We start from the raw sequence: 26,699 nt of genomic DNA on the forward strand, positions 1-26,699 counted from the left end.
TACTTTATTTTTGTTAAAACTTATCTAGGTATATCCATTTGATACCCAATAACGAGAATCAACGATCGGAACCGGCTCATTTCGGTTTCGGTCAGTGTTCGTTTCATCAAGCGCCGCACCCAATACAGCCACTGCACCTGCTGTTGCCGCTCAAGGCCACTCAGCCAGGTATTGAAATCGGCCTGATCGAGCGACAGCGCGTCGCGCCGGGCATGGTTGCGTTGGCGCAATTGGTACCAGATGCGCAAGGCGCGGCCGATCATCGCCAGCGCAAAATTCAGATTGGCAATCGGCCCCAATTGCCAATGTTCGTAACCGGGCACCCGCGACATCCAACGAAAGGTCACGCCATCGCGCCCGGCGAAACCACCGGCCAGGCCGCCCAACACACCGCCGCTGACCGCGCCCAGCAACAGCGACGAGCCACCCACAGCGGCATCGACCGCCAAACCGGATAACGCACCAGCCGCACCACTGAGCGACGCCAACCGCGCCCGCGACAAACCCCAAACGCGCCATTCGCGCGCATCGGTCAAATCTTCCTGCGCCAACGCCTGCCATTCGCTGCGCCAATCCAGATCGTGATGGCCGTAAATCGCCGCCAATTGGTCGCGCACGCCGGACTCCAGACGCTGCAATGCCTGATTAAACTGCGCCAGCCCAGCCGCCTTGATGCGCTCGCGTGGCCCGGTCATCGGCAATTGCAATTGCAGCCGCAGCACCTTTTCAACATAGAGCAGCAACGCATCGGCGGCTTGTTCATGGCGTTGCTGGCGTTGTTGATCCAGCGCAGCGACACCCGCGAGTAACGACTCGCGCCAGGGCGGATGCACTTCGGCCAGGCCACGCAACAGCGACAGGTGTTGCTCGAACGGCGCCAGCAACGGATCGAACGGACGCACCAGTGAAAAATACTGACTCAGCGCCCGTTGCCATTGCTCGGCGTGGGCGTCGTTGCCGATGGGGTTGAGCAGCGCCAGCCGCGGCTGAGCGGTCCAGGACAACAGCGTCAATTCAGCGTCGAACACCGAGCCGAACGGCTGGCTGACATCGACGACATAGATGATGCCAGCGCCATCCAACACCGGCGCCAGCAAGGCGCAGTCGTCGGCAAAGCGCGGTTCATTACGGTGCTGCCCGACAAACTCAGCCAGCACCTTGGGCCGGTCGGCGGCGTGTTGCGCGCGCTCGTTGCACCAGTCGAGAATCTGGCGGGCGCGCTGAAAACCGGGGGTGTCGATCAGTTCGTACAGCGTGCGCTCGCCCAGCACCAGACGAAACCGTTGCGCATTGCGCGTGGTGCCACTGACCGGGCTGACTTCAATGTGATCGTCCTGAACCAGGGTCGACACCAGGCTCGACTTGCCCTGATTCGGATGTCCGACCACAGCAAAACGCGGCGTGTCTGGCGCATCAGTCATGGCCGTTCTCCAGCCAGCACAGCGTTATCGGCAGATCGCCCAGACCTTGTTGCCGCGCAAAATGACGCCAGTTGAGCGCCAGCGTTTGGGTATCCAGACCGTCGGACATCGCGGCCAGCAAATACAACTGCGGCGCACCACCGGCCGCGCGATGCGCCAACAACAAATCGGCCAGGTCGCCGGTCGGCACCAGCCGCGCCGGGCAATACCAGGCGGAGAGTTCTGCGGCGTGCGCTTGCACCATTGCTTCGTCCTGACGCTGGCCGCTGTCGCCCAGAGGTTGGCAACCCGGAGCCAGCGCCACTGAGCGCTCTAAATGCCAGACAAAGCCCGCCATCTGCGGTATGCCCTGGCGTTCGTCAAGCGGGTGAACGTCCAACGTCGCGTCACTTTGAGCGACATCGAGCGCCCGATACGTCAAAACGCTCGATTGCGCCGCCTGAAACCGCAGGCGCAGATGATGATTGTGATCGGTCCAGCGGCGCAGTGCCGAACGCCAGCGCCATTGCTGCACCAGCAGCAAAACACTCAACGGCAACAACACCCAAAGCGCCAATACCTGACTCAACCAGGCGGCCCAATAATAGGAATAACTCAGCAGATTCTGTTGCCAGCCAGAGACAGCACCAGCTTGAGAGGCGCTGATGATCAGCGGATCCGGCGCGTCGATCAGACCAAGACTGAGCAGCGCCAGACCGCTGTCCATCCAGCCGGACACCGCAGGAATGGACGTGCTCCAGTAAAACACCACTTCCCGCCCAAGCAGCATGACCCAGAGCGTGACCAGACCGGCAGCGACAAACACCCACTGCGCCTGCAACGCCTGACGTGCGCACCAACGGTTGATCACCGCATCGTGATGGCGTGTCAGCAAAGGCCGCCACCAAGGCGCCCGCTGTGTGACCAAGGCCGAACATTGCCAAACCCACAGCAGCAACGGCACGGCCCAAAATATCGCTAACAGCCCGAGCAGATGTACGCCGCCGCCGGGCCAGACGTTTAAACCCGTCATCGCTAACACACCGTTGAATGCGGCCAGCCACGGCCACAATCGGGCCAATCGCAAACGGGGTTGCGACGGCAGTGAATCGGCCTGAAGCAAAAAAGCGAACCAGTCGGACGCGGGTTCGGGATGAACATCGGGGTCGGCATCAAGCCAACGCAAACCGAGGTCGAATTGATCGGCAGCCTTGATGGCGTTGCTCCTGGCAATGACAAACAGTGACGTAAAAACGGCCCTAAGTGTCGGGCCGTCGTCACCGCGATTCAACCCTGATCGACGAGCTCGGCTTCCTGATCAAGCAAGCGGCGCTTGCGCTGCACACCCCAGCGATACCCGCTGATGTCGCCATCGGCCCGGGTGATGCGATGGCACGGCACCACCACCGCCAGCTTGTTGGCCGCACAGGCACCGGCCACGGCACGGCTGGCTTCCGGCCGCCCCAACCGCGTCGCCAGTTCGCTGTAACTCAGCGTCTGGCCGACGGGAACGGTGCGCAACGCCTGCCAGACCTGGCATTGAAACGCCGTGCCTTGAATGTCCAACGGCAACGACCACTCCGTTTGCGGCGCCGCCAAAAACGCCACCACTTGCGCCAGCAACTCATCGAAGGCGTCGCCAGCGGCGATCAATTCCGCCTTGGCGAAGGTTGAACGTAAACGCGCCAACACCGCCTCAGCATCGTCGGCCAGTTCCAGCCCACAGATACCGCGTTCGCTGGCAACCAGCCCGACCCAACCGAGATGACAAGGCGCCAAACCATAATGCAGCCGTTGCCCCGGCGCACCGCGACGAAACTCCGACGGCGACATCGCCAGGCGCGACTGAGCCGCCTCGAACAATCGGCTGCTGGAACCGTAGCCGGCTTCATAACTGGCCGCGGTCACACTGGCGGCAGATTTCAACGCGTTCTTTAATCGGCCGGCACGAAATTCCGTGGCGTATTGATGCGGCGTCACGCCCAGCACTTTGCGGAACTGACGCTGGAAGTGCCATTGGCTCAGGTTCAAATCGGCCGCCAGATCAGCCAGCGTCGGTGTCGGGTCTTCGGTTTCCAGACGACGGCAGACGGCAATCATCGCCTGGCGTTGTTGCTCAAGCGGCGAATGGGCGTCCGGACGGCAGCGTTTGCACGGTCGGTAACCGGCGGCTTCGGCGTCGGCCAGCGCATCGAAAAAACGCACGTTCTCGCGCAGCGGCCGACGCGACGAACAGTCCGGGCGGCACACCACGCCGGTGGTCACCACCGCGTAGTAAAAAGGTTCCAAGGTGTCGAAACGGCGCTCGACCAGAGCGGCCCAGCGCGCTTCATCCAGACTCAATGTCATGGCGGTCATCACGATTTCTCCTGCGGCTTCGAATGGTGACCCAGACTAGAACCCCCGGCAAGCCGACTCATTCCGAGCCTTGCGGCCTAATTTTTCAACCTGTCACCGCCGTGCCCGATTTGCTCTAATACCGGCACTGAAATCCCGACGGGTTATTGATATGAAGTACCACTGGATCGTTTTCGACGCCGACGACACCCTGTTTGATTTCGGCGCCGCCGAACACCACGCCATCGGCCGTTTGCTGACTGGCATCGGTCTGGCCGACACCCAGGAACACCGCGACCTCTACACCGGCATCAACCGTCACCTGTGGCAGGAAATGGAACGCGGCGCCATTCGCCCCGAAGCCATCAAACTGATGCGCATCCGCCGTTTGTTCGATGAAGTCGGTATCGATGAAGCCGCCGAACCCTGGGCTGAACGCTTCCTGGATTTTCTCGCCGAAGGATCGACGCTGTTGCCCGGCACGCTGACCACACTGCAACGTCTGGCACAGCGCGCCCAACTGGCGGTGCTGACCAATGGCCTAACGCGCGTGCAGCGGCCGCGCCTGGAACACTCTGGCCTCGCGCCGTTGATTTCGGCGCTGGTGGTGTCCGAAGACGTCGGCGTCGGCAAACCCGACCCACGCATTTTCGAAGCGATGAATCTGGCGATGGGTTCGCCCGCGCGTGACCGCGTGTTGATGGTCGGCGACCGCTACGAAACCGACATTCAAGGCGGCCGCAATTTCGGTTGGGACACCGCCTGGCTGACGCCATCGGTGCCGGCCGATGTCGAACCACCGACGCGTCATCTGCACCGCATCGAAAGTCTTACCGACTGGCTGCTCGATGCCTGAACCGCTGCGCATCGCGACCTTCAACGTCGCGCTAAACCGGCGCACGCCGGACGCGCTCAGCCGCGAATTGAACGGCTTCGGCAGCGCGCAACTGCGTGCCATTGTCCGGCTGTTGCAACACACCCAGGCCGACATCCTGGTTCTGAATGAACTTGACCGCGATGCCGCGGCCAACAACTTGAACGCCCTCGCTGAGCGCTGGCTCAAACCGGCGGGCCTCGACTACCCGCATCGGTTTTTCGGGCCGGTCAACACCGGGGTGGATTCGGGTCGCGATCTGGTGAAAGACGGATCGAAAAAAACCTCGCCGTTCGGCTTTGGTGATTTTCCCGGCCAGTACGGCATGGCGGTGTTGTCACGCTGGCCGATTGATGAAAACGCCAGCCGCACCTTTCAACACTTTCTCTGGCGCGACCTGCCCGATGGCAATTTACCGCGTTCTCCAGACGGTTCGTTTTTCTATAACAATGACGATTTAGACGTGCTGCGGCTGTCGAGCAAATCGCATTGGGATTTGGTGATCAATGCACCGCAACAACGCTTTCATTTGTTGGTCAGTCACCCGACACCGCCGGCTTTTGACGGCGACGAACAGCGCAACGTGCATCGCAACGACGATGAAATTCGCTTCTGGCTGCATTACTTAAAGGCGACAAAATTTACTGACGACCAAGGTCGAACCTTTGGACTGGGAAAAGACGCGCCCATCGTCATCGCTGGCGATTTAAACGCCGACCCGAACGGCGGCGACAGCCTCGGCGCCATCGGCGAACTGATCCAACATCCCGCCCTGCAAGATCCGCAACCGCACAGCACTGGCGCACAACAACGCTGGGCAAACAGCGATGGTCGACAAACAGCGAGTTGGGGATTGCGGGCGGATTATTTACTGCCGTCGCAACATTGGCAGGTGACGGAATCACAGGTGTTGTGGCCGGCGGAAGGCGCGCTGGCCGAGGCATGCGAACTCGCCTCGGACCATCGCCTGGTGTGGGCCGAGCTGAATGCCCGGCCCGAGTTGGCTTAGTGCGTACGATCCGCCAGATACAACCAGGTGCCAAGTACCGAATCCGGATTCAGCGATACCGACTCAATACCTTCCTGCATCAGCCATTCGGCGAAGTCCGGATAATCCGACGGACCCTGACCGCAAATGCCGATGTACTTGCCCTGCTTGCGACAGGCCTGAATTGCCAGACTCATCAAGCGTTTCACCGCTGCATCGCGTTCGTCGAAACTGCCAGCCACCAGACCCGAATCGCGATCCAGCCCCAGCGTTAACTGCGTCAGATCGTTCGAGCCGATGGAGAAGCCGTCGAAATATTGCAGGTAATCGTCGGCGAGCAAGGCGTTGGTCGGCAGTTCACACATCATGATCAGCTTCAAACCGGCCTCGCCGGATTTCAGTCCGCTGGCGGCCAGCAATTCCACCACCTGACGCGCTTCATCGACGGTGCGCACGAACGGCACCATCAACTGAACGTTGTCCAGCCCCAACTCTTCACGCACTTTTTTCATCGCCCGGCATTCGAGTTCGAAACAGTCGCGGAAGCTGTCGGCGACATAACGCGACGCGCCACGAAAACCGATCATCGGATTTTCCTCGACCGGCTCGTACAACGAACCGCCAACCAAATGCGCGTACTCGTTCGATTTGAAATCGGACAAGCGCACGATCACCGGTTTCGGATAAAACGCCGCTGCGATGGACGCCACGCCTTCAACAATTTTCTCGACGTAAAACTCCACCGGACCGGCGTAACCGGCCATGCGATGGTCGATGCTTTCGCGCACATCCACCGGCACGTCGTCGTAATTCAACAGTGCTTTGGGGTGCACGCCGATCATGCGGTTAATGATGAATTCCAGGCGCGCCAAACCGACACCGGCGTTTGGCAGCGTACGGAAATCAAAAGCGCGATCCGGGTTGCCGACGTTCATCATAATTTTGAACGGCAATTCCGGCATGGACGACAAATCGCTTTCATCGACGTTGAATTTCAGCAGGCCTTCGTAGACGCGGCCGGTGTCGCCTTCGGCGCAAGAGACGGTGGCGTCAATGCCGTTACTCAAGCGCTCAGTGGCGTTACCGCAACCGACCACCGCCGGAATGCCCAGCTCGCGCGCGATAATCGCCGCGTGGCAAGTGCGGCCGCCACGGTTGGTGACAATGGCCGAGGCGCGTTTCATGATCGGCTCCCAATCCGGGTCGGTCATGTCGGTGACCAGTACATCGCCGGCCTGAATCTTGTGCATTTCGCTCAGGTCGTGAATCACTTTCACCGGGCCGTGGCCGATGCGCTGACCAATAGCGCGGCCTTCAATCAATACCTTGCCGTGTTCTTTCAACGCATAGCGTTCGATGACTTGCGACGATCCCTGGCTCTTCACCGTTTCCGGTCGCGCCTGGACGATGTACAGCTGGCCGTCGCTGCCATCGCGCACCCATTCGATGTCCATCGGGCGGCCGTAATGTTGCTCGATAATCACCGCCTGACGCGCCAGTGCCTGCACTTCGTCATCACTGATGGCAAAACGCAGACGATCAGTTTCATCAACATCGACCGTTTCCACCGAGCGGCCGGTTTCAGCGGCCGCGCCGTAAATCATCTTGATCAGTTTCGAGCCCAGATTACGGCGCAGAATCGCCGGGCGATTCGCCGCCAGCGCCGGTTTGTAGACGTAAAATTCGTCCGGATTCACCGCGCCCTGCACCACGGTTTCGCCCAGTCCATAAGCGGCGGTAATAAACACCACCTGATCAAAACCGGACTCGGTATCGATGGTGAACATCACACCGGAAGCGCCGATGTCGGAACGCACCATGCGTTGAATGCCAGCGGACAGCGCGACCAAACTGTGGTCGAAACCTTTGTGCACGCGGTAGGCAATGGCGCGGTCGTTGAACAGCGAAGCAAACACTTCTTTGATCGCCTGCAACACCGCATCGATGCCGCGAATGTTGAGGAAGGTTTCCTGTTGACCGGCAAAAGAAGCATCGGGCAAATCTTCCGCGGTGGCGGAGGAACGCACAGCTACCGACATCTGCGCATCGCCCGCAGTCATCTGGGCGTAGGCGTCACGCACGGCGGCTTCGAGCGGTTCCGGAAACGGGGCGGCCATCACTTCTTCGCGAATCTGTTTGCCGGCTTTCGCCAGCGCCTGAACATCGTCAACATCCAGCGCCGCCAGCGTGGCGTCGATACGGCCTTTTAAACCTTCGTATTCCAGAAATTGGCGATAGGCGTCGGCCGTGGTCGCAAAGCCACCGGGAACGGAGACACCCGCTTGCGACAGGTTACTGATCATCTCGCCCAACGAGGCATTCTTGCCGCCCACCTGGCCGACATCACCGATGCCGAGATGTTTGAAGTCAATAACGAAATCCATCTGTCTACCCTCCCGCCCGGATGGCCGTTTTGTTGTTTTAAGTAAAGCTCTACTGTAGCGGTCTGCCGGTGTCATCCAGGCATTTTTTCGTTGAATGTTCGTCATTCCCGGTCCGAATACTGATCGGACTGAATCAGCAATGGCGACTTCCTATGGATGACAATAGCGCGTCGGTAGCGCTACTGTCTGATCTGCGTCAGTCTGTGGAGAAATAGCATGGCCGCCCGTTCGATTTATTTTATTTCCGACAGTACCGGCATTACCGCCGAAACCGTTGGCCACAGCCTGTTGTCGCATTTCGATGGTCTGGAATTCCACGAAACCGTGCTGTCGTTTGTCGATACCGAAACCAAGGCGCGCACCGCCATCGACCGCATCGATCGCGACGCCAAACGCACCGGCCTGCAAGCCATCATTGTGGAAACCATCATCGACCCGAAAATTCGAGCGGTGATACACAGCGGCGATGCCTATGTGGTCGATGTGATTTCGACCTTTCTGTCGCCCCTGGAAAGTCTGCTCGGCCAACCGGCCAACATTCGCATCGGCCGGCCGCAGGTATCGGCGCATCACGGACGCTATCAGCAACGTATCGACGCCATGCAATTCGCCCTGGAAAACGACGACGGCCGCCGCACTCAACATTACGACCAGGCCGACATTATTCTGGTGGGCGTATCGCGGTCGGGTAAAACACCGACCAGTATTTTTCTGGCGTTGCAGGCGAATATTTACGCCGCCAATTATCCGCTGACGATGGATGATTTCGATCACCCCAAACTGCCGCCAGTGCTGCAACCCTATCGCAATAAACTCTACGGTCTGACCATTGCGCCGAAACGTTTGCACCAAATTCGCCACGGCCGCAAAGCCGACAGCGATTACGCTTCATTGCGTCAATGCGAAGATGAAGTGCGCATGGCCGAAGCGCTGTTTCATCGCTTCGGTATTCCTTTCATCGACACCACTCAATTGTCGATCGAGGAAATTTCCACGCGCATTCTGGTAGAAAAAAGACTGCGCGAAAACGTGCGCAATTAACGCACGCTGCGGTACTCGTTCAGATTCATCGGTTTGGTAAACACCAACTGCCACAACTGCCCCTGGCGTGAACGGAAAAAGCCAGCGCAGGAATGCAGGTAATAACGCCACATGCGCCGAAAGGCTTCGTCGTACTCCGGCAAATCGCCCCAGGCGTCCTGAATATTATCGGCCCAGGCCATCAGGGTGCGGTCGTAATCCGGCCCGAAATTATGCCAGTCTTCCAGGCGTAAAATATCGACGCTGGTGTCGGTAATTTCCTTGCGCGACGGAATTTTCCCGTTGGGAAAAATGTATTTGTGAATGAACGGTTCCGGCGCCTTGGTGGTCACTTCATCGCCGATGGTGTGCAACAAAAAGATTCCGTCATCGCTCAGCAATTCGGCAACTTTATTGAAGTAAGTCTGGTAATTTTTGATGCCGACGTGTTCGAACATACCCACCGACACAATGCGGTCAAACTGCCCGGTCAACGAACGATAATCTTCCAGCCGAATGTCCACCGGCAGACCTTGCACCGTTTCCTGCGCCAGTTTCTGCTGCTCTTTGGAAATGGTGACGCCTGTCACTTCCACGCCATAATGCTCGGCCGCGTACGCCGCCATGCCGCCCCAGCCACAACCGATGTCGAGCAACGTCATGCCCGGTTTCAGCTGGAGTTTGCGGCAGATCAAATCCAGCTTGTGCGTCTGGGCATCCGCCAGATTGTCGGCCTCGGCCCAGTAGGCGCAGCTGTAAATCATGCGCGGGTCGAGCATGCGGCGATACAGATCGTTGCCGATATCGTAGTGCGCTTCACCCACATGAAAAGCGCGCTTGATGCTTTGGAAATTCACCACCTGATAGGCCAGCGCACTCATCGCCAATTTCAGTTTGGCCGGCCCGGTAACGCGCTCGTTTAACCGCGCGCTGAGCAAACGGGTGAACATTTCATCGAGTTGATCGCAATCCCACCAGCCGTCCATATAGGATTCGCCCAGGCCGATGGAGCCATCGCGCAGCAGGCGCTTATACAGATCGGTGTTGTAGACCTGGATGTCCCAGGGCCGGTCGCCGTTGATGCGGATATCGGCAAGTGCCAGCAATTCGATGTAATGTTGCGGTGCTTCGTGTGGGGTACCGCGCGGAATCGCGCCGGTGGTGGGGGCGGCTACAGCGGTAGCCGGTCGAACGTCTTTGCTGAATTCGGTGTCACTGCTCATCCCGTACTCCTGTTTACGATACAGAAGCCTCGGCACTGCTGGACATATCCGTCCGTGGGTCAATCCAACCGGGGCATTTCTCCCAAGGTATGTCGACAGATTCGCCTATTCGAATTAATTCAACCAATGCTGTCAATAGTTGAGTTGTGCACTGGGTTATTCCCGGCGACTGGTTAACGCTCTGGCGCGTCCAAACGATGAATCAGGGCGTCAATTTCGGCGTCTTCGATGGCGTTGTCGCGCAAATGCCGCGCGATATTCACCAGGTATTCCCGGCTGGAACCACGGCCGCCACGGGCATGTCGGATCATGCGCAATTTCTCATCCAGACTCGGTTGCACAAATTGCGCGTGCGCTTCATTCACGACCATGGTCAATGCTGCAACGCTGCGTCCATCTGCCAGATCGATCGGTAACCAGAGCGGTAAATAACAGTCGGTCACCAGCTCCCGCTCAATCAAGCGATGCAGCGACGGCATTAATTGTGTGGCGTCCAGCCGAAACGCATGGCCCTGGCAAACCTCGCCCAGTGCCTGGCGAATGCCCAGCACCAGTCCGGGCTGTTCGGGCGTACCGCGATGGACCACGGCCTCAATGCACATCTCACGGCGATAACCGGGCAGCGCGGCGGCCAAGTCTTCAGCCACGGCCATTTCCGGATTCCAGATCAACGAGCCGTAGGCAAACACCCACACCGGGCCGTCGTCTGGTTTGTGCTGCAAAATAAAGCGCGCCACGGCGGCGAGATCGGTTAAGTCCGTTTCCGCCAGAAATGTCTTTATCCGCTGCGCGTCCATCTATACCCCACCCAAAACCCAGGCCAACACCAGCGGCATCACCAAAATGCTGGTGGCGTTGGCAAACAACACCATGGCGGCAACTTGATCCGGCTGCTGCTGATAACGCTCGGCTACCAGATAATTCAACACCGCCGGTGGCAAGGCACCGAACAGCAGCAACATGCCGGCCTGGACTGGCGGCAAATCGAACATCAACACCAGCGGCCAGGCGACGACCAACCCCAGCAGCGGCGCCGCAATGGCGCTGATCACGCCAATGCGCCAACCACTCAGATCGAGTTTGACCAAGCGCACACCGAGCGCAAACAACATCAAGGGCACCGCAATATCGCCGAGCAATTGCAGCGACCGCACCAGCCAATCGGGCAAACGCACGTCGAAACCGGCGATCAACAAACCACCGACTGCCGCCAGAATCATCGGGTTTTTCAACACCGCCAACAGATGCGTACGCGGGTTCAGCAACCACATACCAACGGTGAAATGCAGGGTGTTTTCGACAATGAACAGAATCACCGCCGCTGGCATGAATTCGTCGCCAAAGGTGAACAGGAACAACGGCAAGCCCATGTTGCCGCTGTTGCGAAACATCATCGGCGGTACGAAGGTTTTCCACTGCGCGCCGATCAGTTTGCCCAGCGGCCAGGCGAGCAGACCGGGCAGCAAGGTCACCAGTACGGCGGCCAGTGCCAAGGGGCCAAAATTTCCCAGATCCAATGGCCGGGAAGCAAACACACTGAGGATCAGGATGGGCGTGAACACATCCATGTTGATGCGGTTGGCCGCTTCCATATCGGGCGCGTGGCGGCGGCCGTATAAATAGCCAACCAGGACGACCAGAAAAATCGGCACGATAATGCCGGCAATGCGTTCAATCATCGATCAAGCCTTAGTGCGTTCTGCGCGTAATAGGGCCTGCACCCAAGACACCCACAGCGCAGCGAACGCCAGTTCGTAACCGCGCTGCCACAGCCCCGGCCACCAGTCACGCTGCCAGAAACTCAGTTGCAACAGCACAAAACAGACCAGCAAGGCGATTTTCAGCAACCACGCCAAACGACCGGCCAGCGCCAAGCGCCAGCCCGCCACCATGGCACCGGCATAGAGCACCCACAACAGGCTGTTGTGCACCAGTTGGGTAACCGAGCCAGACGGCGGGCAGTTCAAATCACACGGGAACACCATGCGGCCAATCAGGCTGGCGGCAAAAGCAATCACACCAAAACGCACCCAGGCGTCCATCGGGCGTGGCTCCAGTTGCTTGCGCACCGCCTCGACCGAGCCCATCCAGAAGGCACCACATAACAAAAAGGTGCCGTTGGCGAGCGAGCGCCCGGGTTGGTCGAGCGCGCCCAGTTCGTTGATCAACTGAGCGAGACGGTAATCCGGCTGCACCGCGCCCAATAGCCAGGGCAGGCCGACCAGCAACAGCGCGGCCAACCAGGCCAGAAATCCGGTTTTAAACACAGCCACCCCCGAAGCGAAAAGCCGCTAGCTTAACGGCCCGACCGGACCACGAAAAGCCAGACCGGGAAAAGCACAGCAAGGCCGCCGCCGGCTTGGCGGCCAGTGGTGCCCGATCAGCGGATGATTTCGCCGCGCCCCTTGCGTATAATCCGCGCGCCAAATTCTTTCCATCGGTATTGGTACAGCTCCGCGGCCTCGGTCGACGGCTTTCGCAGACTGAGTGTTCGACCACCCAGCCCCTTGAAGCATCTCCTGCTTTCTTCTGCGCCTGGCGCCACCGACCAACGCAGCCCGCCGTACCCGCCTCATTGATTCACGCAGGTAACCTGAACTCATGCCCGAATTTCTAACACCCTTGTTAATTGCCCTCGCGATTTTTGCGTTGCTGGGCGTCATCCTGGAAGAAGTCACTCACGTCAACAAAGCCAAGGTCACGCTGTTTTTCGGCACCATCGCCTGGGTATTGCTGTACATCTTTTCTGAATCACCCGCCGCCACCGCAGAGGTGACCACCAACTTCAGCGAAAACCTGGGTGAGATCGCCAACCTCTGGTTGTTCCTGGTAGCGACCATGACCTTCGTCGCCTACCTGAACAAAAAAGGCATGATCGAGAACCTGATCTATCTGTTCATGCCCAAGGAAGTCAGCGAAAAAGCGCTGCTGTTTCTGACCGCCATTTTCTGCTTTGTGTTCAGCTCACTGGCCGACAACATCACCGCCACGCTGGTATCGATGACCTTGGTGCTGTCGTTGAAGCTGGAAGCGAAAAAGACCGTGCGTTTCGCCACCCTGGTGGTGTTCGCCGTCAACTCCGGCGGTGTCGCGCTGATCACCGGCGATGTCACCACCTTGATGATTTTCCTGGCCGGCAAAATCGGCATCGCTGACTTGCTGTCGTTGATCGCCCCGGCGTTCATTGCGGTAATGGCATTGGCGTTTATGTTGTCGTTCGGTTTGAACGGCCGAGTGATTATCGAACAGACCCGACACGATGTGCGTCGCGTTGACATGATCATCGCCGCCATCTTTTTGCTGACCATTTTCGGCACCATCATTGGCAACGCCCTGTTTCAATTGCCGCCGGCGTTGACCTTCCTGTTCGGTCTGTCGGTGATGTTTCTGGTATCGCGTTTCTACAACGACGACGAAGATCAGATTCTCGAATTCATCCGCACCATCGAATTCGAAACGCTGCTGTTCTTCCTCGGCATTCTGTTGCTGGTCGGCATGCTCAAGGAAATTGCCGTCCTGGAAATGATCGCCCACCAATACGGCGAAGCCCCGGCCTGGATCGCCAACTACGTTATCGGTTTCGTATCGGCTCTGGTCGATAACGTACCGTTGACTGCCGCCCTGCTGAAATCCGACATCGACATGGACGCCACCGCCTGGATGGCTCTGACCTACTCTGTTGGCGCTGGCGGTTCGCTGCTGGTAATCGGTTCGGCCGCCGGTATCGTTGCGATGAGCAAGGTCAAAGACCTGACCTTCAAATCACACCTGTCGTACATCTGGTTGCTGATTCCGGCGTATACGCTGGGGTATTTTCTGGTCTATGTGTTGGGCGGTTGGTTACACGCTTAACGCGCACAAAAAAGGGCGCCAAGGCGCCCTTTTTTGATCTAAATTTCAATCAATTATTTCCTGACTCAGCCATTCACTTCCTGAAAAGTCGCTTCCATTTCTTTCGACGGTTCAGCGGACAGCACACTGACGACAACAATCGCCAAAGTCGCCAGAATAAAGCCCGGTACGATTTCGTACACATCGAACAAACCGCCAGACAATTGCTTCCAGATCACCACGGTCAAACCACCGACAACGATGCCCGCCAGGCAGCCGAAGCGATTCATTCGCGGCCAGTACAGCGACAGAATCACAGCCGGGCCGAACGCAGCACCGAAACCAGCCCAGGCGTAAGACACCAGACCCAGCACCGAGCTTTGCGGGTTCAGCGCAAACAACCAGGCGACCACGGCAATCACAATCACCGCTACGCGGCCGATGTTGACCAGAGTTTTCGGATCAGCGTCTTTGTTGAACAGCGACTTGTAGAAATCTTCAGTCAACGCAGACGACGACACCAGCAACTGGGAATCAGCCGTGGACATGATGGCCGCCAGAATCGCCGCCAACAAAATACCCGCAACCAGCGGATGGAAGATGCCTTGCACCAGACCGATAAACACCGTCTCGGCATCAGCCAGCGGCGTTTCGAAATAGCCATTGCCTGCGATGCCGACCAGCAGCGCACCGGCCATGCCGATGAAGGTCCAGGTCACAGCGATGCGACGTGCGGTCGGCACTTCGGCGCGGCTCTTGATGCCTTTAAAACGCGCCAGAATGTGCGGCTGGCCGAAATAACCCAGGCCCCAGGCCAGTGAAGAAATAATGCCCAGCGCACCCAAGGTGCTGCCATCCGGATTGGTGAACAGGCTGAGCATGTTCGGGTTGGTGTCGGCCAGAATGCCGACCGGGCCCTGGCCGACAACGATCAAGGCCGCGATCGGCACCAGCACCAGCGCTGCGGCCATCAACAAGCCTTGCACCAGGTCCGTCCAGGACACCGCCAGGTAACCGCCGAACAGGGTGTAAGACACCACAGCCAAGGTGCCGAGCGTAACGGCGATGGTGTAATCCAAACCAAAAACGCTCTCAAACAACTTGCCACCGGCAACCAGGCCGGAGCTGGTGTAGAACAGGAAGAACAGCAAAATAAAGAAGGCCGCGATAACACGAATCATCGCGGTGTCTTCGAAGCGATTGCTGAAATACTGCGGCAAGGTCAGGCTGTCTTGCGCGGCTTGTGAATAGGCACGCAGACGCGGCGCCACCACCAGCCAGTTCAGGTAAGTACCGACCAACAAACCGATGGCAATCCAGGACGCGCCCAGGCCGCTGGCATAAACCGCACCGGGCAGACCGAGCAGCAACCAGCCCGACATATCCGACGCCCCGGCCGACAGCGCCGAAGGCCAAGGCCCCAGCGAACGACCACCAATGATGTAATCCGACAGATCGGTGGTGCGGCGATACGCCCAGACACCAATCCAGAGCATCACCGCCAAATAGGCGATAAAGGTCACACTGACCGCAAAGGTATTGCTCATAGCTGACTCCAAATTGTAATTGTTGTGATCCATGCCAATTCGAGCATGAAGCGATGTCCGGCCGAGGCCGGTAAAACCGATCCGCCTTGCTCACCCACTGACGGATCGGGGCAACCGCCTGCGAACAGGCGGTGACTGCGTCGGCCTAGTCGTCGGTTTCCAGTGACAACAGCGTGGCGTTACCGCCCACGGCCGTGGTGTTGATGGTGCGCACCCGTTCGGTGGCAAAACGTTTGATGTAGTTCGGTCCGCCGGCTTTCGGGCCAGTACCCGACAAACCGCGACCGCCAAAAGGTTGTACGCCAACCACAGCGCCAATCTGGTTGCGGTTCACGTAGCAATTACCGACGCGAACCCGTGCTTCGATATAGGCGGCGGTCGCTTCGTTACGGCTGTGAATACCCAGCGTCAGGCCGTACCCGGTGTTGTTGATGTCGGCAATCGCCCGGTCGAGTTCGCGGCCTTTAAAACGATGGATGTGCAGAATCGGGCCAAATTGTTCGCGGCCAATTTCATCGAAGCCTTCGATGGCGATGGCAACTGGCGCCAGGAAATGGCCGTGCTCGGTGCCCGCGCCCAATTGCGCTTCGGCAAGAACCCGACCTTGGGCGCGCCAGTGTTCGATGTAATCCGACAGCGCTTTATGCGCTTTTTGATCGATCACCGGGCCGCTGTCCGTTGCATAAAATTGCGGGTTACCGATTTTTAATCGACCCAAGGCACCACCGATTAATTCGATAACGCGATCAGCGATGTCGTCCTGCACGCACAGCACGCGCAACGCCGAACAACGTTGACCGGCGCTGGCAAACGCCGATTGCATAACATCGGCAACGACCTGTTCGGGCAAGGCAGTCGAATCAACAATCATGGCGTTCTGACCGCCGGTTTCGGCAATCAAGGTTGGGATGGCGCCGTTGCGCCCCGCCAAAGTACGGTTGATGCGATGCGCCGTTTCAGTTGAGCCAGTGAATGCCACGCCGACCAGACGTTCGTCCGGCAACAACGCATCGCCCATCACCGCGCCGCCACCGGGCAGATAATGCAAAACATCGGCGGGAATTCCGGCTTGGTGAAACAACTCGATGGCGCGTCCGGCAATCAATGAAGTTTGCTCGGCCGGTTTCGCTAAAACGGTGTTGCCCGCCACCAGTGCCGCGCAAATCTGGCCGGTAAAAATGGCCAGCGGAAAATTCCACGGGCTGATGCACAAAAACACACCGCGGCCTTCGTAATAATGTTCGTTGCTCTCGCCAGTCGGCCCGGGCAGCAGCGTTGGCTCGCCCATATTGGCGCGCGCTTCATTGGCGTAATAACGACAAAAATCGACCGCTTCGCGCACCTCGTCGATGCTGTCCTGCAAGGTTTTTCCCGCTTCGCGCGCGCACAACGCCATCAATTCGGCGGTGTTGGCTTCCATTAAATCGGCGAGTCTATCGAGGCAGGCGGCGCGTTTGATGGCCGGCGTGCGGTTCCAATCGAACCAGGCGTTGTGCGCCGCAGCCAGCGCTTCAGTGGCGAGTTCAGCGCTGGCAAAATCGACCTGGCCGAGGCTCTGTTTTGTGTCGTACGGCGAGACGATGGTTTGAGTGTTGCCCGTTGCCACGGCTTTGCCAGATACGATGGGTTTCAGTGCCCATTGCTGTGCGTCGAAGCGTGCGATGTCTTCCAGCAGCGGTTCGCGTTCGAACGCAACGGCCAGGTTATAGCCCTGGGAATTGCGCCGACCCGCGCCGAACAATTCACCCGGACGCGGAATTTTCGGGTTACGAAATACCGGACGTTGCAACGCCAATTCCACCGGCGATTGCACCAAATCACCGACCGGGGTTTCGGCATCAACCAAGCGATGCACGAACGATGAGTTTGCACCGTTTTCCAACAAACGCCGCACCAGATACGGCAACAAATCTTTGTGCGCGCCGACCGGTGCGTAAATACGCACCAGCGGCTTTTCGGTTTCTAACAGAGTGTCGTACAGCGCATCGCCCATGCCATGCAAACGCTGAAATTCAAATTCGCGTTTCGGATTCAGCCGGGCAAGTTCGGCAACCGACGCCACCGTATGCGCGTTGTGCGTCGCAAACTGCGGATAGATGGCACCACCGACGACATCGCTCATCAAAAACCGTGCGCACACCAGATAAGAAACATCGGTGTTTTCTTTGCGCGTGTATACCGGGTAATCGGCCAGACCCAGCAACTGAGCGTGCTTGATTTCGGTGTCCCAATAAGCGCCTTTGACCAGACGAATCGGAATGGTGTCGCCCTGGTTTTTTGCCAGCGCCGTCAGGTAACCGAGCACCGCCAGCGCGCGTTTGGAATAGGCCTGAATCACCAGACCAAAATGGCCCCAACCCTGGGCGACATCGCTGGTGAAAATTTTCTCGAATAAACGCAGCGACAGTTCCAGTCGATCCATCTCTTCAGCGTCGATGGTGATGCCAACACCCAGATCGCGCGCCTCAATCACCAACTGGCTGACGCGTGCGGCAAGCTCGGTCATCACATCGTCCTGATGCGCTTCTTCGTAGCGCGGGTGCAGTGCCGAGAGTTTGATGGAAATGGTCGGTCGCGGCAGTTCGCCCCATTCGTCTTTGCGCGCGCCCAGGGTGCGCACCGCTTCGCGATAGGATTCGAAATAACGTTGCGCATCGGCGTCGGTAAAGGCGGCTTCGCCAAGCATGTCGAACGAATAGGTGTAACCTTTTTTGCGATAGTCGCGGCCGTTGCGAATGGCTTCGTCGATGCTGCGACCAAGCACAAACTGCTTGCCCATAATGCGCATCGCCTGATTCATCGCCGCACGAATCACCGGCTCGCCAGCGCGGTTGATCAGCTTCGACAGCATGTTGGCCGGCGAGGTTTCGCGGCTGTCGAGCGAGGTCACTTTGCCGGTCAGCATCAAACCCCAGGTGGAAGCATTCACCAGCAACGAATCCGATTTGCCCAGGTGTTCTTTCCAGTCAGCGACTGAGAGTTTGTCGCGAATTAAATCGTCGGCGGTGTCGGCATCCGGTACGCGCATCAACGCCTCGGCCAGGCACATCAGGATGACGCCTTCTTCGTTATCAAGGCTGTATTGTTGCAGCAGTTTATCGACCGCGTGCGCCACGTCGCCCTGATCGCGCACCTGCTCAACAATGCGCCGGGCGGTTTGTTCAACGCGCGCCCGGCTGGTGTCGGATGGCTCAGCCAATTCGATCATCGACGCCATGTACTCGTCTTCATCAACGGCGTACTGATCGCAAATAAAACGGAACCATTGTTGCGCAGTGAGCGAACGGTATTCGCCGGCCAGCGCCTGGGCGGGGTCAAACTGAGTCATAGCGGTCGTGCCTGTGGGTTAGGTTGAAGTGCTAACCCGACACATTAGAGCGCGGCGATTGTTGCTGGCTTGTCAAAAAGCGCGATTTTTTTGTCAAAAACTGCGGTCTTATCAACGTTGATCACAGCGTTGCAAAACCAGTCTTGACGGCAACGGTGCTAGTTTGAGTTGGGCTGGCGTCGCACCTGACCGGGTGACAAACCGTATTCGTTTTTGATGGCGTGGGTGAGCGCACTCTGGCTGGAGAAACCGGTCTCGACGGCGATGTCGGCAATGGGATGCGACGAACAACGCAGCAGCCAGACGGCCTGGTCAAGGCGGTGCTTCATCACGTATTGATAGGGCGTCATGCCGGTGCTCTGGCGAAAACGCAGATGGAATTGACTGAGGCTGAGGTGGCAGGCATCGGCGAGTTCGGCGACCGACACTTTGTCGTGCAGGCGTTGTTTGATCAGTTGGTCGATGCGCATCATATCGAGCCGGCCGGCGTTATCCTGGCTGCGTAATGGCTGGCCGGTTAGCCGTTGATACAGGCTGTGCAGCAGTAAGGCACTGATGTGCTGCTGCATTTGCGGGTCCTGGCCGTGCAATTCCAGTTCGTGCGCCAGGCCACGCAGCAAGGTGGCGAAATGGTCGTCCAGATGGAAATAGTGCGGCTGGTCGAACAGGCGGTTGAGCATTTCGCGGTCGATCTGACTGTCGATGGCGCTGTCGAGATCGACATCCAGCACCAGCATGCGGTTATCGCCCAGGCCCTGAAACGCATGGCCGCACTCGGTCGGCACCAAACAGCCACCGCCGAGACGCAGTTGCTCGCCGCCGGTGCCGTCCAGTTCAAAATCGGCGGCGCCTTCGAAACCGAGCACCACCTGATGATGGCGATGGTGGTGGCGGTCGCCGTGTTGCGGCATTTGCGCCAGCCGACTCACTCCTCCCAACCACATAGTGCCTCCTCAATCCGCCCGTTGTCGGACTGTCATTTGGGCTCACACCTTAAGCTGACGCCTTTGAAATGCAAGCTCGATACCGGCGCCAACCATGCGAATTCTGGTGCGCCGGGTGGACAGCCAGCACAGCCCTGGTGCGTTTTGGGCGCTCTGTTTTTCAGCAAACATCGTTCAGGCGCTGGAACCACGTGCCTTCCGGCGCAGTCGGCCAGACTGGCACGCGCCCTGCTTAGTCGTAACCGAGCCCAGGCAGCAATGGTGACCCAGGTTGAAGCCGTTGCCGTTTGGGCGACACAGGATTCCGGCGAGTGTCTTGACCTCGACGCCGGGGTGGCAACACCCCCGTCCTTGCATACGACCCGACCCCGGCACTCGCCACGGTCCTGCATTGCAAAGCACGACGGCGGCGCCTTCATTGTTCACGCAATGATGGCGCCGTTTTTTTTGCCCGCGCCCTAACTGCTCTGGCTGAGCTAACTGGTCTGGCTGAGATAGCAGCGTTATGCTCTGAGCAGCTTTGAGGGCCGAATCGTCGTGACACAGCTGGAATTTTTCGACATCCCCAGCCCCTGTATCGGGGTCTGTGAGGCAGGACCGCGCGGTTACTGTCTTGGCTGTCTGCGCTCACGCGAAGAGCGTCAGCAATGGCACCAACTCGACGACGCCACCAAACGTCTGGTACTGCGCGCCTGCACCATTCGCAAAGCCCGTCTGGCCCGAGGCGCGGCGTTGGACGACGACGAAACCGATTCCATCGTGCAAACCTCCTTGTTCGACGGCGACCTGCCCGACTGAATTTTCCCCATCCCGACCAAGTCCGTTTCGCCCCCTTTTTGCACATTTACCACACGCACCTGTTCACCCTTGGTGCGAGAAAAAGCTGCCACCCCGACCGCCGTTCACCGCCAAAATCGCCGCTGGCCCCGTCATTACGGGCTTTTTAAAAGTTGGCACAGCCTTCGCAATTAGCTCTGCAGTCATGGCAGATCGCCGCTGAATTCGTCAGAGGTGGGCTGCAATGGCCTTACACTGTGATTTGCGTATCGAGCATTGGCGCTCTTGGGAAACCCCAAGAGCGTCTTTTTTTTTGCGCGTGAAAAAGTTCGCGCCAACAGCCGGACGAAGCGACGACGGAGGAACGACATGAGCCAACGCAAAGATCTCATCATCATCGGCAACGGCATGGTCGGCCATCATTTTGCCGACAGCTTCCGTCAGAGCGACGCCGCCGACCAATGGCACATTCAGATCGTCGGTGAAGAGCGACTGTCGGCTTACGACCGCGTGCATTTATCGGATTATTTTCAAGGCAGCGATCACAGCGCTCTGGCGTTGGGCACACCGCAAAGCTATCGCGCCGCTGGCATCAGCGCGCATCTGGGCACGCGCGTCGAACGCATCGACCGCGCCAGCAAAACCCTTGTGCTGAACGATGGCGAAGAACTGAGTTACGACAAACTGGTGCTCGCCACCGGCTCCTATCCGTTCGTGCCGCCCATTCCCGGCCACGACGCGGAGCGGTGTTTTGTCTATCGCACGCTCGACGATCTCGACGCTATTCGCAGCGCCGCCACCAACAGACAGACCGGCGACAATGTTGGTGTAGTTATCGGCGGCGGATTGCTCGGATTGGAAGCCGCCAATGCATTGCGATCATTGGGCCTGGCAACACACGTCATTGAATTCGCACCGCGCCTGATGCCAGTGCAATTAGACGACGCCGCTGGCAGCGTGCTGAAACACAAAATCGAAGCGCTCGGAGTGCAGGTGCATACCGATACGGCGACCGACTCCATCGAAACGCTTGCCGACGGCCGCCTGCGTTTGCACTTCGCCAGTGGCGACAACCTCGACACCGACGTGCTGGTGTTTTCTGCCGGCATTCGCCCACGCGACGAACTGGCGCGCCAGTGCGGCCTGGATGTCGGCGAACGCGGTGGTGTGCGCATCAACAACCACGCTCAAACGTCCGATCCGGACATCTATGCCATCGGTGAAGTGGCGCTTTGGGACAATCGAATTTTTGGTCTGGTAGCACCGGGTTACCGCATGGCCGAAGCCGCCGTTGCGCATCTGGGAGGTGGCGACAGTCCGTTCCTCGGTGCCGACATGAGCACCAAACTGAAACTGCTCGGCGTCGATGTCGGATCGATCGGCGATGCGCACGGCAACAGCGCCGGCGCCATCAGTTTCCGCTACCACAACGAAGCCAAAGGCCAGTACAAAAAAATCGTCACCAGCGCCGATGGCAAACATCTGCTCGGTGCCATTCTGGTCGGCGACAACAGCGCTTACGACAGCCTGTTGCAGTACTACTTGAACGACATCGCATTGCCAGCCGAACCGGACAGTTTAATTCTGCCCAATTCCACGGGCGCGCCGGCACTGGGTGTCGACGCCCTGCCCGATTCAGCCACCATCTGTTCGTGCATGAACGTCACCAAGGGCGCCATTGTCAGTGCCATTGATGGCGGTTGTTGCAGCGTCGGCGACGTTAAAGCCGAAACCCGCGCCAACAGCAGTTGCGGCGGTTGCGCGGCCATGTTGAAAAACATCGTGGATGCGACGCTCGAAGCGCGTGGCGTCGAAGTCGATCATTCCTTGTGCGAGCATTTTGCGCACACGCGCCAGGCGTTGTATCACCTGGTGCAAGTTGAAGGCATCAAGACTTTCGACGACTTGATTGCCAAACACGGGCGCGGCCATGGTTGCGATATCTGCAAACCGACGGTGGCGTCTATTCTCGCCAGCCATTGGAACGAGGGCGTGCACGAAGCGCCGCACGTCAAACTGCAAGACACCAACGACACCTTTCTCGCCAACATGCAAAAAGACGGCACTTATTCGATTGTGCCGCGCATCGCCGGCGGTGAAATCACGCCCGATAAATTGCTGGTGATTGGACAAGTCGCCAAAGATTATCGGCTCTACACCAAAATTACCGGCGGCCAACGCATCGATTTATTCGGCGCGCAATTGCATCAACTACCGGAAATCTGGCAGCGATTGATTGACGCCGGTTTCGAAACCGGCCACGCCTACGGCAAGGCATTGCGTACGGTGAAATCCTGCGTCGGCAGTACCTGGTGCCGCTACGGCCAACAGGATTCCGTCGGCATGGCAATCCTGTTGGAGAATCGCTACAAGGGCTTGCGCGCACCGCACAAAATTAAATTCGCGGTATCCGGTTGCACGCGCGAATGCGCCGAAGCGCAAAGCAAAGACATCGGTGTGATTGCGACGGAAAACGGCTGGAATTTATACGTCTGCGGCAACGGCGGTATGAAACCTCGCCACGCCGATTTGTTCGCCACCGACCTCGACGACGTAACGCTGATTCGCACCGTCGACCGGCTGTTGATGTTCTACGTGCGCACGGCCGATCGCCTGCAACGTACCGCGCGCTGGCTGGAAAGCCTGGACGGCGGACTGGACTATTTAAGCGATGTCATCTTAAACGACAGCCTGGGGCTCGGTGCTGAACTCGATACGCAGATGGCGCGTGTCGTCGACACCTACCAATGCGAGTGGAAAGCGACGCTGGAAGACGAGCAGAAACTGAAACGTTTCCGCACCTTTGTTAACAGCCCGGAGAGTGACGACAACGTCGTTTTTGTCGAAGAACGCGATCAGATTCGTCCGGCCACTGCCGACGAAAAACAACACATCATCGCATCCGCCTGAGGAGACATCATGACCGCACACGCACAACATCTTCATTGGGTTCAGCTGTGTCAACGCGATGATCTGGTGGCCGAATCCGGTGTGGCCGCGCGCGTCGGCCAACAGCAAATTGCCTTGTTTTATCTGCCCGATGACAACGCCGTTTTTGCGCTCGACAATCACGATCCGTTCAGTGCCGCCAACGTTTTGGCACGCGGCATTATTGGCGATCTGCAAGGCCATTGGGTGGTGGCAGCGCCGATCTACAAGCAACATTTTCGACTGGATAACGGCCAGTGCCTGGAAGACGCCAGCGTCTGCGTGGCAACCTGGCCGGCACGTTTGAATGGCGACGCCGTTGAAGTGGCTTTGCCCATTGCTCTGCCCATTTGATTGGTGGGTCAGTTGAACCCACGCAACGCCCGTTCAACATCCACGCCGGCAACCAGAACCCCTAACAATTCTCCGTCGGTATCATGTACCGGCACACTGATTTTTACCTGAAAGGTCTGGCTGGATTGATCGTACTCCAACACATCGATGTGGTACTGAGCGTGGGTTCCCGCCAGTGCCTGAAAAATGGCTTCATCACCTTGAAAATAATCGCTGGTCGCTTCACTGGCGGCGGCATTCAAACCCCAACGGTCGGTGACAAATAACTCACTGAAAACACCCTGATGTTGCGCTTTGATGTAGTCCAGTCGGATCGACAATTCCGAATCCAATACGCTGTCGATTAATTCACCGCCCCCATCTTCAACTTCGTCAATCCAACGCTGGTCCAAACGTCCGATGTCGTTGGGTGATAAATACCGATGCGCTTCGTTTTGACGACGCAAGGCTTCACGCATCCAGTCGGAATCTTTCCACTGCCCGAGTTGATTCGCCAGTTGCACCAGTTGCGCGGTGTCGTCTTCCGTCAGGTGCGGATTGGCTGAACGGCAATGTTGGGCCGCCGCATTAAAGCGCCGCATAAAATCGGGTTCACGCCTGGTGAATTCGTCGGTCACGTATAAACCCAGTTGAATGTAGCCAACGAACCGTCGTTCTACGTTGTCCATTTCGCCGTTCAATCGGGCCAGCGTTTCATCAAATACCGAATTGCTGATCAACAGATGATCGGCGCGACGGGCGACAAAGGCGCGCACCAGGCTGTCGTTACTTTGTACGGTCAGAAAATGTTTAAAGCCGTGCGCTTCCAACCAAAGTTGCTGGTAGGTGCCGCTCAACACCAGAATGTTTTCATCGCGGAAATCACTCAGGTGCGCATTGGCAATTGGCTGATGGCTGTACCAATACCAGGTTTCCAATTGCAACGGTTCCGACAGTTCGGCAAAGCGATCACTGGTGGCGTTTTTGACGTACAAAAACCAGCCATCAATACCGCCCTGATCGGCCAGACGCACGACGCGCGGCCAGGGCGCGACCGAGGTTTGATAGCGATAATTTGGCAAGGCATCGAACACACAATTCAGCGTCGCGGTTGCCTCACCACTGAGTTGGCGATCGTCAGTAATCACGGTATAGGGCGGCATGATGTTAGTGCCCAGGCGCATGGTTGTTATGGTATCCGCCGTTGCACCGTTGAACATCAAAGCCAGGAGGAAAGCGGTGGCAATTCGCATGGCCAGCCTCCATCAACGGATGCTGACCAGTATAGTCAAGCGTCTCCAACCTGCTGATTAAAACGCCACACAAACAGCGTTAGTTTTGTTTCGGTCCCAGCCAAATTTGTTGCGCGTTCACGAATTCTCGGATGCCATGCGGACCCAATTCACGACCAAAACCAGACCGCTTAATGCCACCGCTGGGCAAACGCGGGTCGGTTTTTACAATGCCATTCACCGCCACCTGCCCGGTATCAAGTTGACGGGCGATGGCTTCGCCACGCTCCGCCGTACTCCAGACCGCCGCCGCCAAACCGTAAGGGGTGTTGTTGGCAATGCGAATGGCCTCGGCTTCGTCGTCGGCTTTCATCACCACCGCGACCGGGCCGAAGGTCTCTTCGCGCGCGCCGCACATGGTTTCGGTAACGTCGGTCAGCAATGTCACCGGGTAATAAAACCCCGGGCCGGACGGCAAGTCGCCGCCGAGCATACAGCGTGCACCGGCGCGAATGGTGTCGCTGATCTGACGGTGCAGATTGTCGCGCAGATCGGCGCGGGCGATGGGGCCGACATCGGTGCTTTCTTCGCGTGGGTCGCCCACGGTTAAGCGCGCCAATCGTTCTGTCAGCAGTTCTACCATGCGGTCGTAAACCGGCGCTTCGACAATGATGCGTTTGGCGGCGATGCAACTTTGGCCGGCGTTGATGATGCGCGATAACGTCAGCACATCGGCGGCGGTTTCCAAGTCGGCATCGGCCAAAACAATGGCCGGGTCGGAGCCGCCGAGTTCGAGGATCGAGTGTTTGATTTCCGACGCCGCAATCGACGCCACCGCGCCGCCGGCTTTTTCCGATCCGGTAAACGACACAGCCTGCACACGCGAATCACGAATCACCGCTTCAACCGCCGGCGTTTCCAACGGCAGGTTTTGGAACAGACCGGCTGGCGCGCCGGCTTTTTCAAACACCTCGGCAATGGCTTTGGCGCTGGCCGGTACGTGCGGGTCGTGTTTCATCACGCAGGCGTTGCCGGCCATCAGCGTCGGTGCACAATAACGGAACGCCAGCCAGAACGGCGCATTCCACGGCAGGATGCCAAGAATCACGCCCAGCGGCAGATACTGAACGTACGAATGGTGCGCGTCGGACGCGATGCTTTCGCTGCGCAAATACTCTTCGGCGTGGTCGGCGTAATGCTCGGCGCACCAGGCCGATTTTTCGACTTCGGCGCGGGCTTCCTTAATCGGCTTGCCCATTTCTTCGGTCATCAGCATGGCGAGGCTGTCGACATCCTCACGCATCAATTGCGCGACCTTGCGCAGCAATTGGCCACGCTCGGCAAAACTCGTGTGACGCCAGTGTTGGTACGCCGTTTCGCTGTCGGCCAGGATGCGTTCGACCTGTTGCGGATTGGCCGGTTCGACAGAGTGCAAGGTTTCGCCGGTGCTGGGATCGATGGCGGTCAGCATGGAAAATCCTCCGTTGGACGGCGCATGGCCGCAAGAAAAAATAACGGCGTGCGTCACGTTGAATGGCGACGCACGCCGGCAG

20 protein-coding genes are annotated in these 26,699 nt (G+C 58.3%); 7 read left to right on the forward strand and 13 right to left on the reverse strand.

The features are described 5' to 3' along the window. Positions 1 to 20: 20 nt before the first annotated feature. The 3 genes from DW349_RS10660 to ada are packed head-to-tail and all read right to left on the reverse strand — an operon-like array spanning position 21 to position 3,758. Positions 21 to 1,421, reverse strand: coding sequence for a DUF3482 domain-containing protein (locus tag DW349_RS10660; RefSeq protein WP_108125603.1), 1,401 nt, complete (start codon positions 1,419 to 1,421; stop codon positions 21 to 23). Beyond that, complete coding sequence (locus DW349_RS10665; protein ID WP_108125604.1) at positions 1,414 to 2,691, reverse strand: DUF2868 domain-containing protein; 1,278 nt, start codon at positions 2,689 to 2,691, stop codon at positions 1,414 to 1,416. The genes DW349_RS10660 and DW349_RS10665 overlap by 8 nt, the downstream gene beginning before the upstream one ends. Then, positions 2,688 to 3,758, reverse strand: a complete 1,071-nt coding sequence (ada, locus tag DW349_RS10670) for a bifunctional DNA-binding transcriptional regulator/O6-methylguanine-DNA methyltransferase Ada (protein WP_108125605.1) — start codon at positions 3,756 to 3,758, stop codon at positions 2,688 to 2,690. Before ada ends, DW349_RS10665 begins: the two co-directional genes overlap by 4 nt. Before the next feature lie 151 nt (positions 3,759 to 3,909). On the opposite strand from ada, the gene DW349_RS10675 reads away from it, so the two are divergent. Together DW349_RS10675 and DW349_RS10680 are read left to right on the forward strand one after the other, a co-directional pair. Then, positions 3,910 to 4,593 (forward strand): YjjG family noncanonical pyrimidine nucleotidase, encoded by a 684-nt coding sequence (locus tag DW349_RS10675; protein WP_108125606.1) that lies wholly within the window; start codon positions 3,910 to 3,912, stop codon positions 4,591 to 4,593. Next, the gene (locus DW349_RS10680) at positions 4,586 to 5,620 is read left to right on the forward strand and encodes an endonuclease/exonuclease/phosphatase family protein (protein ID WP_157954346.1); all 1,035 of its coding nucleotides are present in this window, start codon (positions 4,586 to 4,588) and stop codon (positions 5,618 to 5,620) included. The genes DW349_RS10675 and DW349_RS10680 overlap by 8 nt, the downstream gene beginning before the upstream one ends. On the opposite strand, the gene ppsA is transcribed toward DW349_RS10680, so the two are convergent. Then, positions 5,617 to 7,983, reverse strand: coding sequence for a phosphoenolpyruvate synthase (ppsA, locus tag DW349_RS10685; protein ID WP_108125608.1), 2,367 nt, complete (start codon positions 7,981 to 7,983; stop codon positions 5,617 to 5,619). The genes DW349_RS10680 and ppsA overlap by 4 nt on opposite strands. A gap of 216 nt (positions 7,984 to 8,199) precedes the next feature. Between ppsA and ppsR the strand changes: the two genes are divergently transcribed. After that, positions 8,200 to 9,024 carry a posphoenolpyruvate synthetase regulatory kinase/phosphorylase PpsR gene (gene ppsR, locus DW349_RS10690; RefSeq protein WP_108125609.1) on the forward strand — a complete coding sequence of 275 codons (825 nt, stop codon included), beginning with the start codon at positions 8,200 to 8,202 and terminating at the stop codon, positions 9,022 to 9,024. Here the strand turns inward: ppsR and cfa are convergent. From cfa to DW349_RS10710, 4 genes are all read right to left on the reverse strand, one after another. Continuing rightward, entirely contained in the window at positions 9,021 to 10,226 is a 1,206-nt protein-coding gene (cfa, locus tag DW349_RS10695) for a cyclopropane fatty acyl phospholipid synthase (protein WP_108125610.1), read from the reverse strand. The two genes, ppsR and cfa, sit on opposite strands and share 4 nt — an antisense overlap. Positions 10,227 to 10,399: 173 nt before the next feature. Further along, on the reverse strand, positions 10,400 to 11,023 hold the full coding sequence (locus tag DW349_RS10700) for a gamma-glutamylcyclotransferase (RefSeq protein WP_108125611.1): 624 nt from the start codon (positions 11,021 to 11,023) through the stop codon (positions 10,400 to 10,402). After that, positions 11,024 to 11,905 carry an AEC family transporter gene (locus tag DW349_RS10705; RefSeq protein WP_108125612.1) on the reverse strand — a complete coding sequence of 294 codons (882 nt, stop codon included), beginning with the start codon at positions 11,903 to 11,905 and terminating at the stop codon, positions 11,024 to 11,026. 3 nt (positions 11,906 to 11,908) lie between these two features. Then, entirely contained in the window at positions 11,909 to 12,493 is a 585-nt protein-coding gene (locus DW349_RS10710; RefSeq protein ID WP_157954347.1) for a DUF998 domain-containing protein, read from the reverse strand. A 334-nt stretch (positions 12,494 to 12,827) separates the two neighbouring features. Between DW349_RS10710 and nhaD the strand changes: the two genes are divergently transcribed. Then, positions 12,828 to 14,078, forward strand: a complete 1,251-nt coding sequence (gene nhaD, locus DW349_RS10715) for a sodium:proton antiporter NhaD (RefSeq protein ID WP_108125614.1) — start codon at positions 12,828 to 12,830, stop codon at positions 14,076 to 14,078. Between the two features lie 65 nt (positions 14,079 to 14,143). Here the strand turns inward: nhaD and putP are convergent, their stop codons facing one another. The 3 genes from putP to DW349_RS10730 all read right to left on the reverse strand — a co-directional run bounded on the left by putP (position 14,144) and on the right by DW349_RS10730 (position 19,876). Next, on the reverse strand, positions 14,144 to 15,604 hold the full coding sequence (gene putP / locus DW349_RS10720; protein ID WP_108125615.1) for a sodium/proline symporter PutP: 1,461 nt from the start codon (positions 15,602 to 15,604) through the stop codon (positions 14,144 to 14,146). A gap of 145 nt (positions 15,605 to 15,749) precedes the next feature. Next, complete coding sequence (gene putA / locus DW349_RS10725) at positions 15,750 to 18,932, reverse strand: bifunctional proline dehydrogenase/L-glutamate gamma-semialdehyde dehydrogenase PutA (RefSeq protein WP_108125616.1); 3,183 nt, start codon at positions 18,930 to 18,932, stop codon at positions 15,750 to 15,752. A 158-nt stretch (positions 18,933 to 19,090) separates the two neighbouring features. Then, complete coding sequence (locus DW349_RS10730) at positions 19,091 to 19,876, reverse strand: helix-turn-helix domain-containing protein (RefSeq protein ID WP_108125617.1); 786 nt, start codon at positions 19,874 to 19,876, stop codon at positions 19,091 to 19,093. Positions 19,877 to 20,413: 537 nt separating this feature from the next. Here DW349_RS10730 and DW349_RS17625 point away from each other — a divergent pair. From DW349_RS17625 to nirD, 3 genes are all read left to right on the forward strand, one after another. Continuing rightward, entirely contained in the window at positions 20,414 to 20,674 is a 261-nt protein-coding gene (locus tag DW349_RS17625; RefSeq protein WP_108125618.1) for a DUF1289 domain-containing protein, read from the forward strand. A gap of 348 nt (positions 20,675 to 21,022) precedes the next feature. Continuing rightward, a complete protein-coding gene (nirB, locus tag DW349_RS10740) occupies positions 21,023 to 23,563 on the forward strand; it encodes a nitrite reductase large subunit NirB (RefSeq protein WP_108125619.1) in 2,541 nt (846 codons plus the stop codon). A gap of 9 nt (positions 23,564 to 23,572) precedes the next feature. Next, entirely contained in the window at positions 23,573 to 23,935 is a 363-nt protein-coding gene (nirD, locus tag DW349_RS10745) for a nitrite reductase small subunit NirD (protein WP_108125620.1), read from the forward strand. Positions 23,936 to 23,943: 8 nt separating this feature from the next. Here nirD and DW349_RS10750 read toward each other — a convergent pair whose 3' ends face one another. Then, positions 23,944 to 25,167: a hypothetical protein gene (locus tag DW349_RS10750; protein WP_108125621.1), complete on the reverse strand. Its 1,224-nt coding sequence runs from the start codon at positions 25,165 to 25,167 to the stop codon at positions 23,944 to 23,946. Between the two features lie 79 nt (positions 25,168 to 25,246). Further along, positions 25,247 to 26,617 carry an NAD-dependent succinate-semialdehyde dehydrogenase gene (locus DW349_RS10755; protein ID WP_108125622.1) on the reverse strand — a complete coding sequence of 457 codons (1,371 nt, stop codon included), beginning with the start codon at positions 26,615 to 26,617 and terminating at the stop codon, positions 25,247 to 25,249. Between the last annotated feature and the right edge of the window lie 82 nt (positions 26,618 to 26,699).

This window comes from Saccharospirillum mangrovi (assembly GCF_003367315.1).
Taxonomy (GTDB): domain Bacteria; phylum Pseudomonadota; class Gammaproteobacteria; order Pseudomonadales; family Natronospirillaceae; genus Saccharospirillum; species Saccharospirillum mangrovi.

Bases quoted from the DNA above. Each gene is read 5' to 3' on its own strand.
- DW349_RS10660 (WP_108125603.1), bottom strand. From the start codon at position 1,421: ATGACTGATGCGCCAGACACGCCGCGTTTTGCTGTGGTCGGACATCCG.
- ada (WP_108125605.1), bottom strand. From the start codon at position 3,758: ATGACCGCCATGACATTGAGTCTGGATGAAGCGCGCTGGGCCGCTCTG.
- DW349_RS10675 (WP_108125606.1), top strand. From the start codon at position 3,910: ATGAAGTACCACTGGATCGTTTTCGACGCCGACGACACCCTGTTTGAT.
- DW349_RS10680 (WP_157954346.1), top strand. From the start codon at position 4,586: ATGCCTGAACCGCTGCGCATCGCGACCTTCAACGTCGCGCTAAACCGG.
- ppsA (WP_108125608.1), bottom strand. From the start codon at position 7,983: ATGGATTTCGTTATTGACTTCAAACATCTCGGCATCGGTGATGTCGGC.
- ppsR (WP_108125609.1), top strand. From the start codon at position 8,200: ATGGCCGCCCGTTCGATTTATTTTATTTCCGACAGTACCGGCATTACC.
- cfa (WP_108125610.1), bottom strand. From the start codon at position 10,226: ATGAGCAGTGACACCGAATTCAGCAAAGACGTTCGACCGGCTACCGCT.
- DW349_RS10700 (WP_108125611.1), bottom strand. From the start codon at position 11,023: ATGGACGCGCAGCGGATAAAGACATTTCTGGCGGAAACGGACTTAACC.
- DW349_RS10705 (WP_108125612.1), bottom strand. From the start codon at position 11,905: ATGATTGAACGCATTGCCGGCATTATCGTGCCGATTTTTCTGGTCGTC.
- nhaD (WP_108125614.1), top strand. From the start codon at position 12,828: ATGCCCGAATTTCTAACACCCTTGTTAATTGCCCTCGCGATTTTTGCG.
- putP (WP_108125615.1), bottom strand. From the start codon at position 15,604: ATGAGCAATACCTTTGCGGTCAGTGTGACCTTTATCGCCTATTTGGCG.
- putA (WP_108125616.1), bottom strand. From the start codon at position 18,932: ATGACTCAGTTTGACCCCGCCCAGGCGCTGGCCGGCGAATACCGTTCG.
- DW349_RS10730 (WP_108125617.1), bottom strand. From the start codon at position 19,876: ATGTGGTTGGGAGGAGTGAGTCGGCTGGCGCAAATGCCGCAACACGGC.
- nirB (WP_108125619.1), top strand. From the start codon at position 21,023: ATGAGCCAACGCAAAGATCTCATCATCATCGGCAACGGCATGGTCGGC.
- nirD (WP_108125620.1), top strand. From the start codon at position 23,573: ATGACCGCACACGCACAACATCTTCATTGGGTTCAGCTGTGTCAACGC.
- DW349_RS10750 (WP_108125621.1), bottom strand. From the start codon at position 25,167: ATGCGAATTGCCACCGCTTTCCTCCTGGCTTTGATGTTCAACGGTGCA.
- DW349_RS10755 (WP_108125622.1), bottom strand. From the start codon at position 26,617: ATGCTGACCGCCATCGATCCCAGCACCGGCGAAACCTTGCACTCTGTC.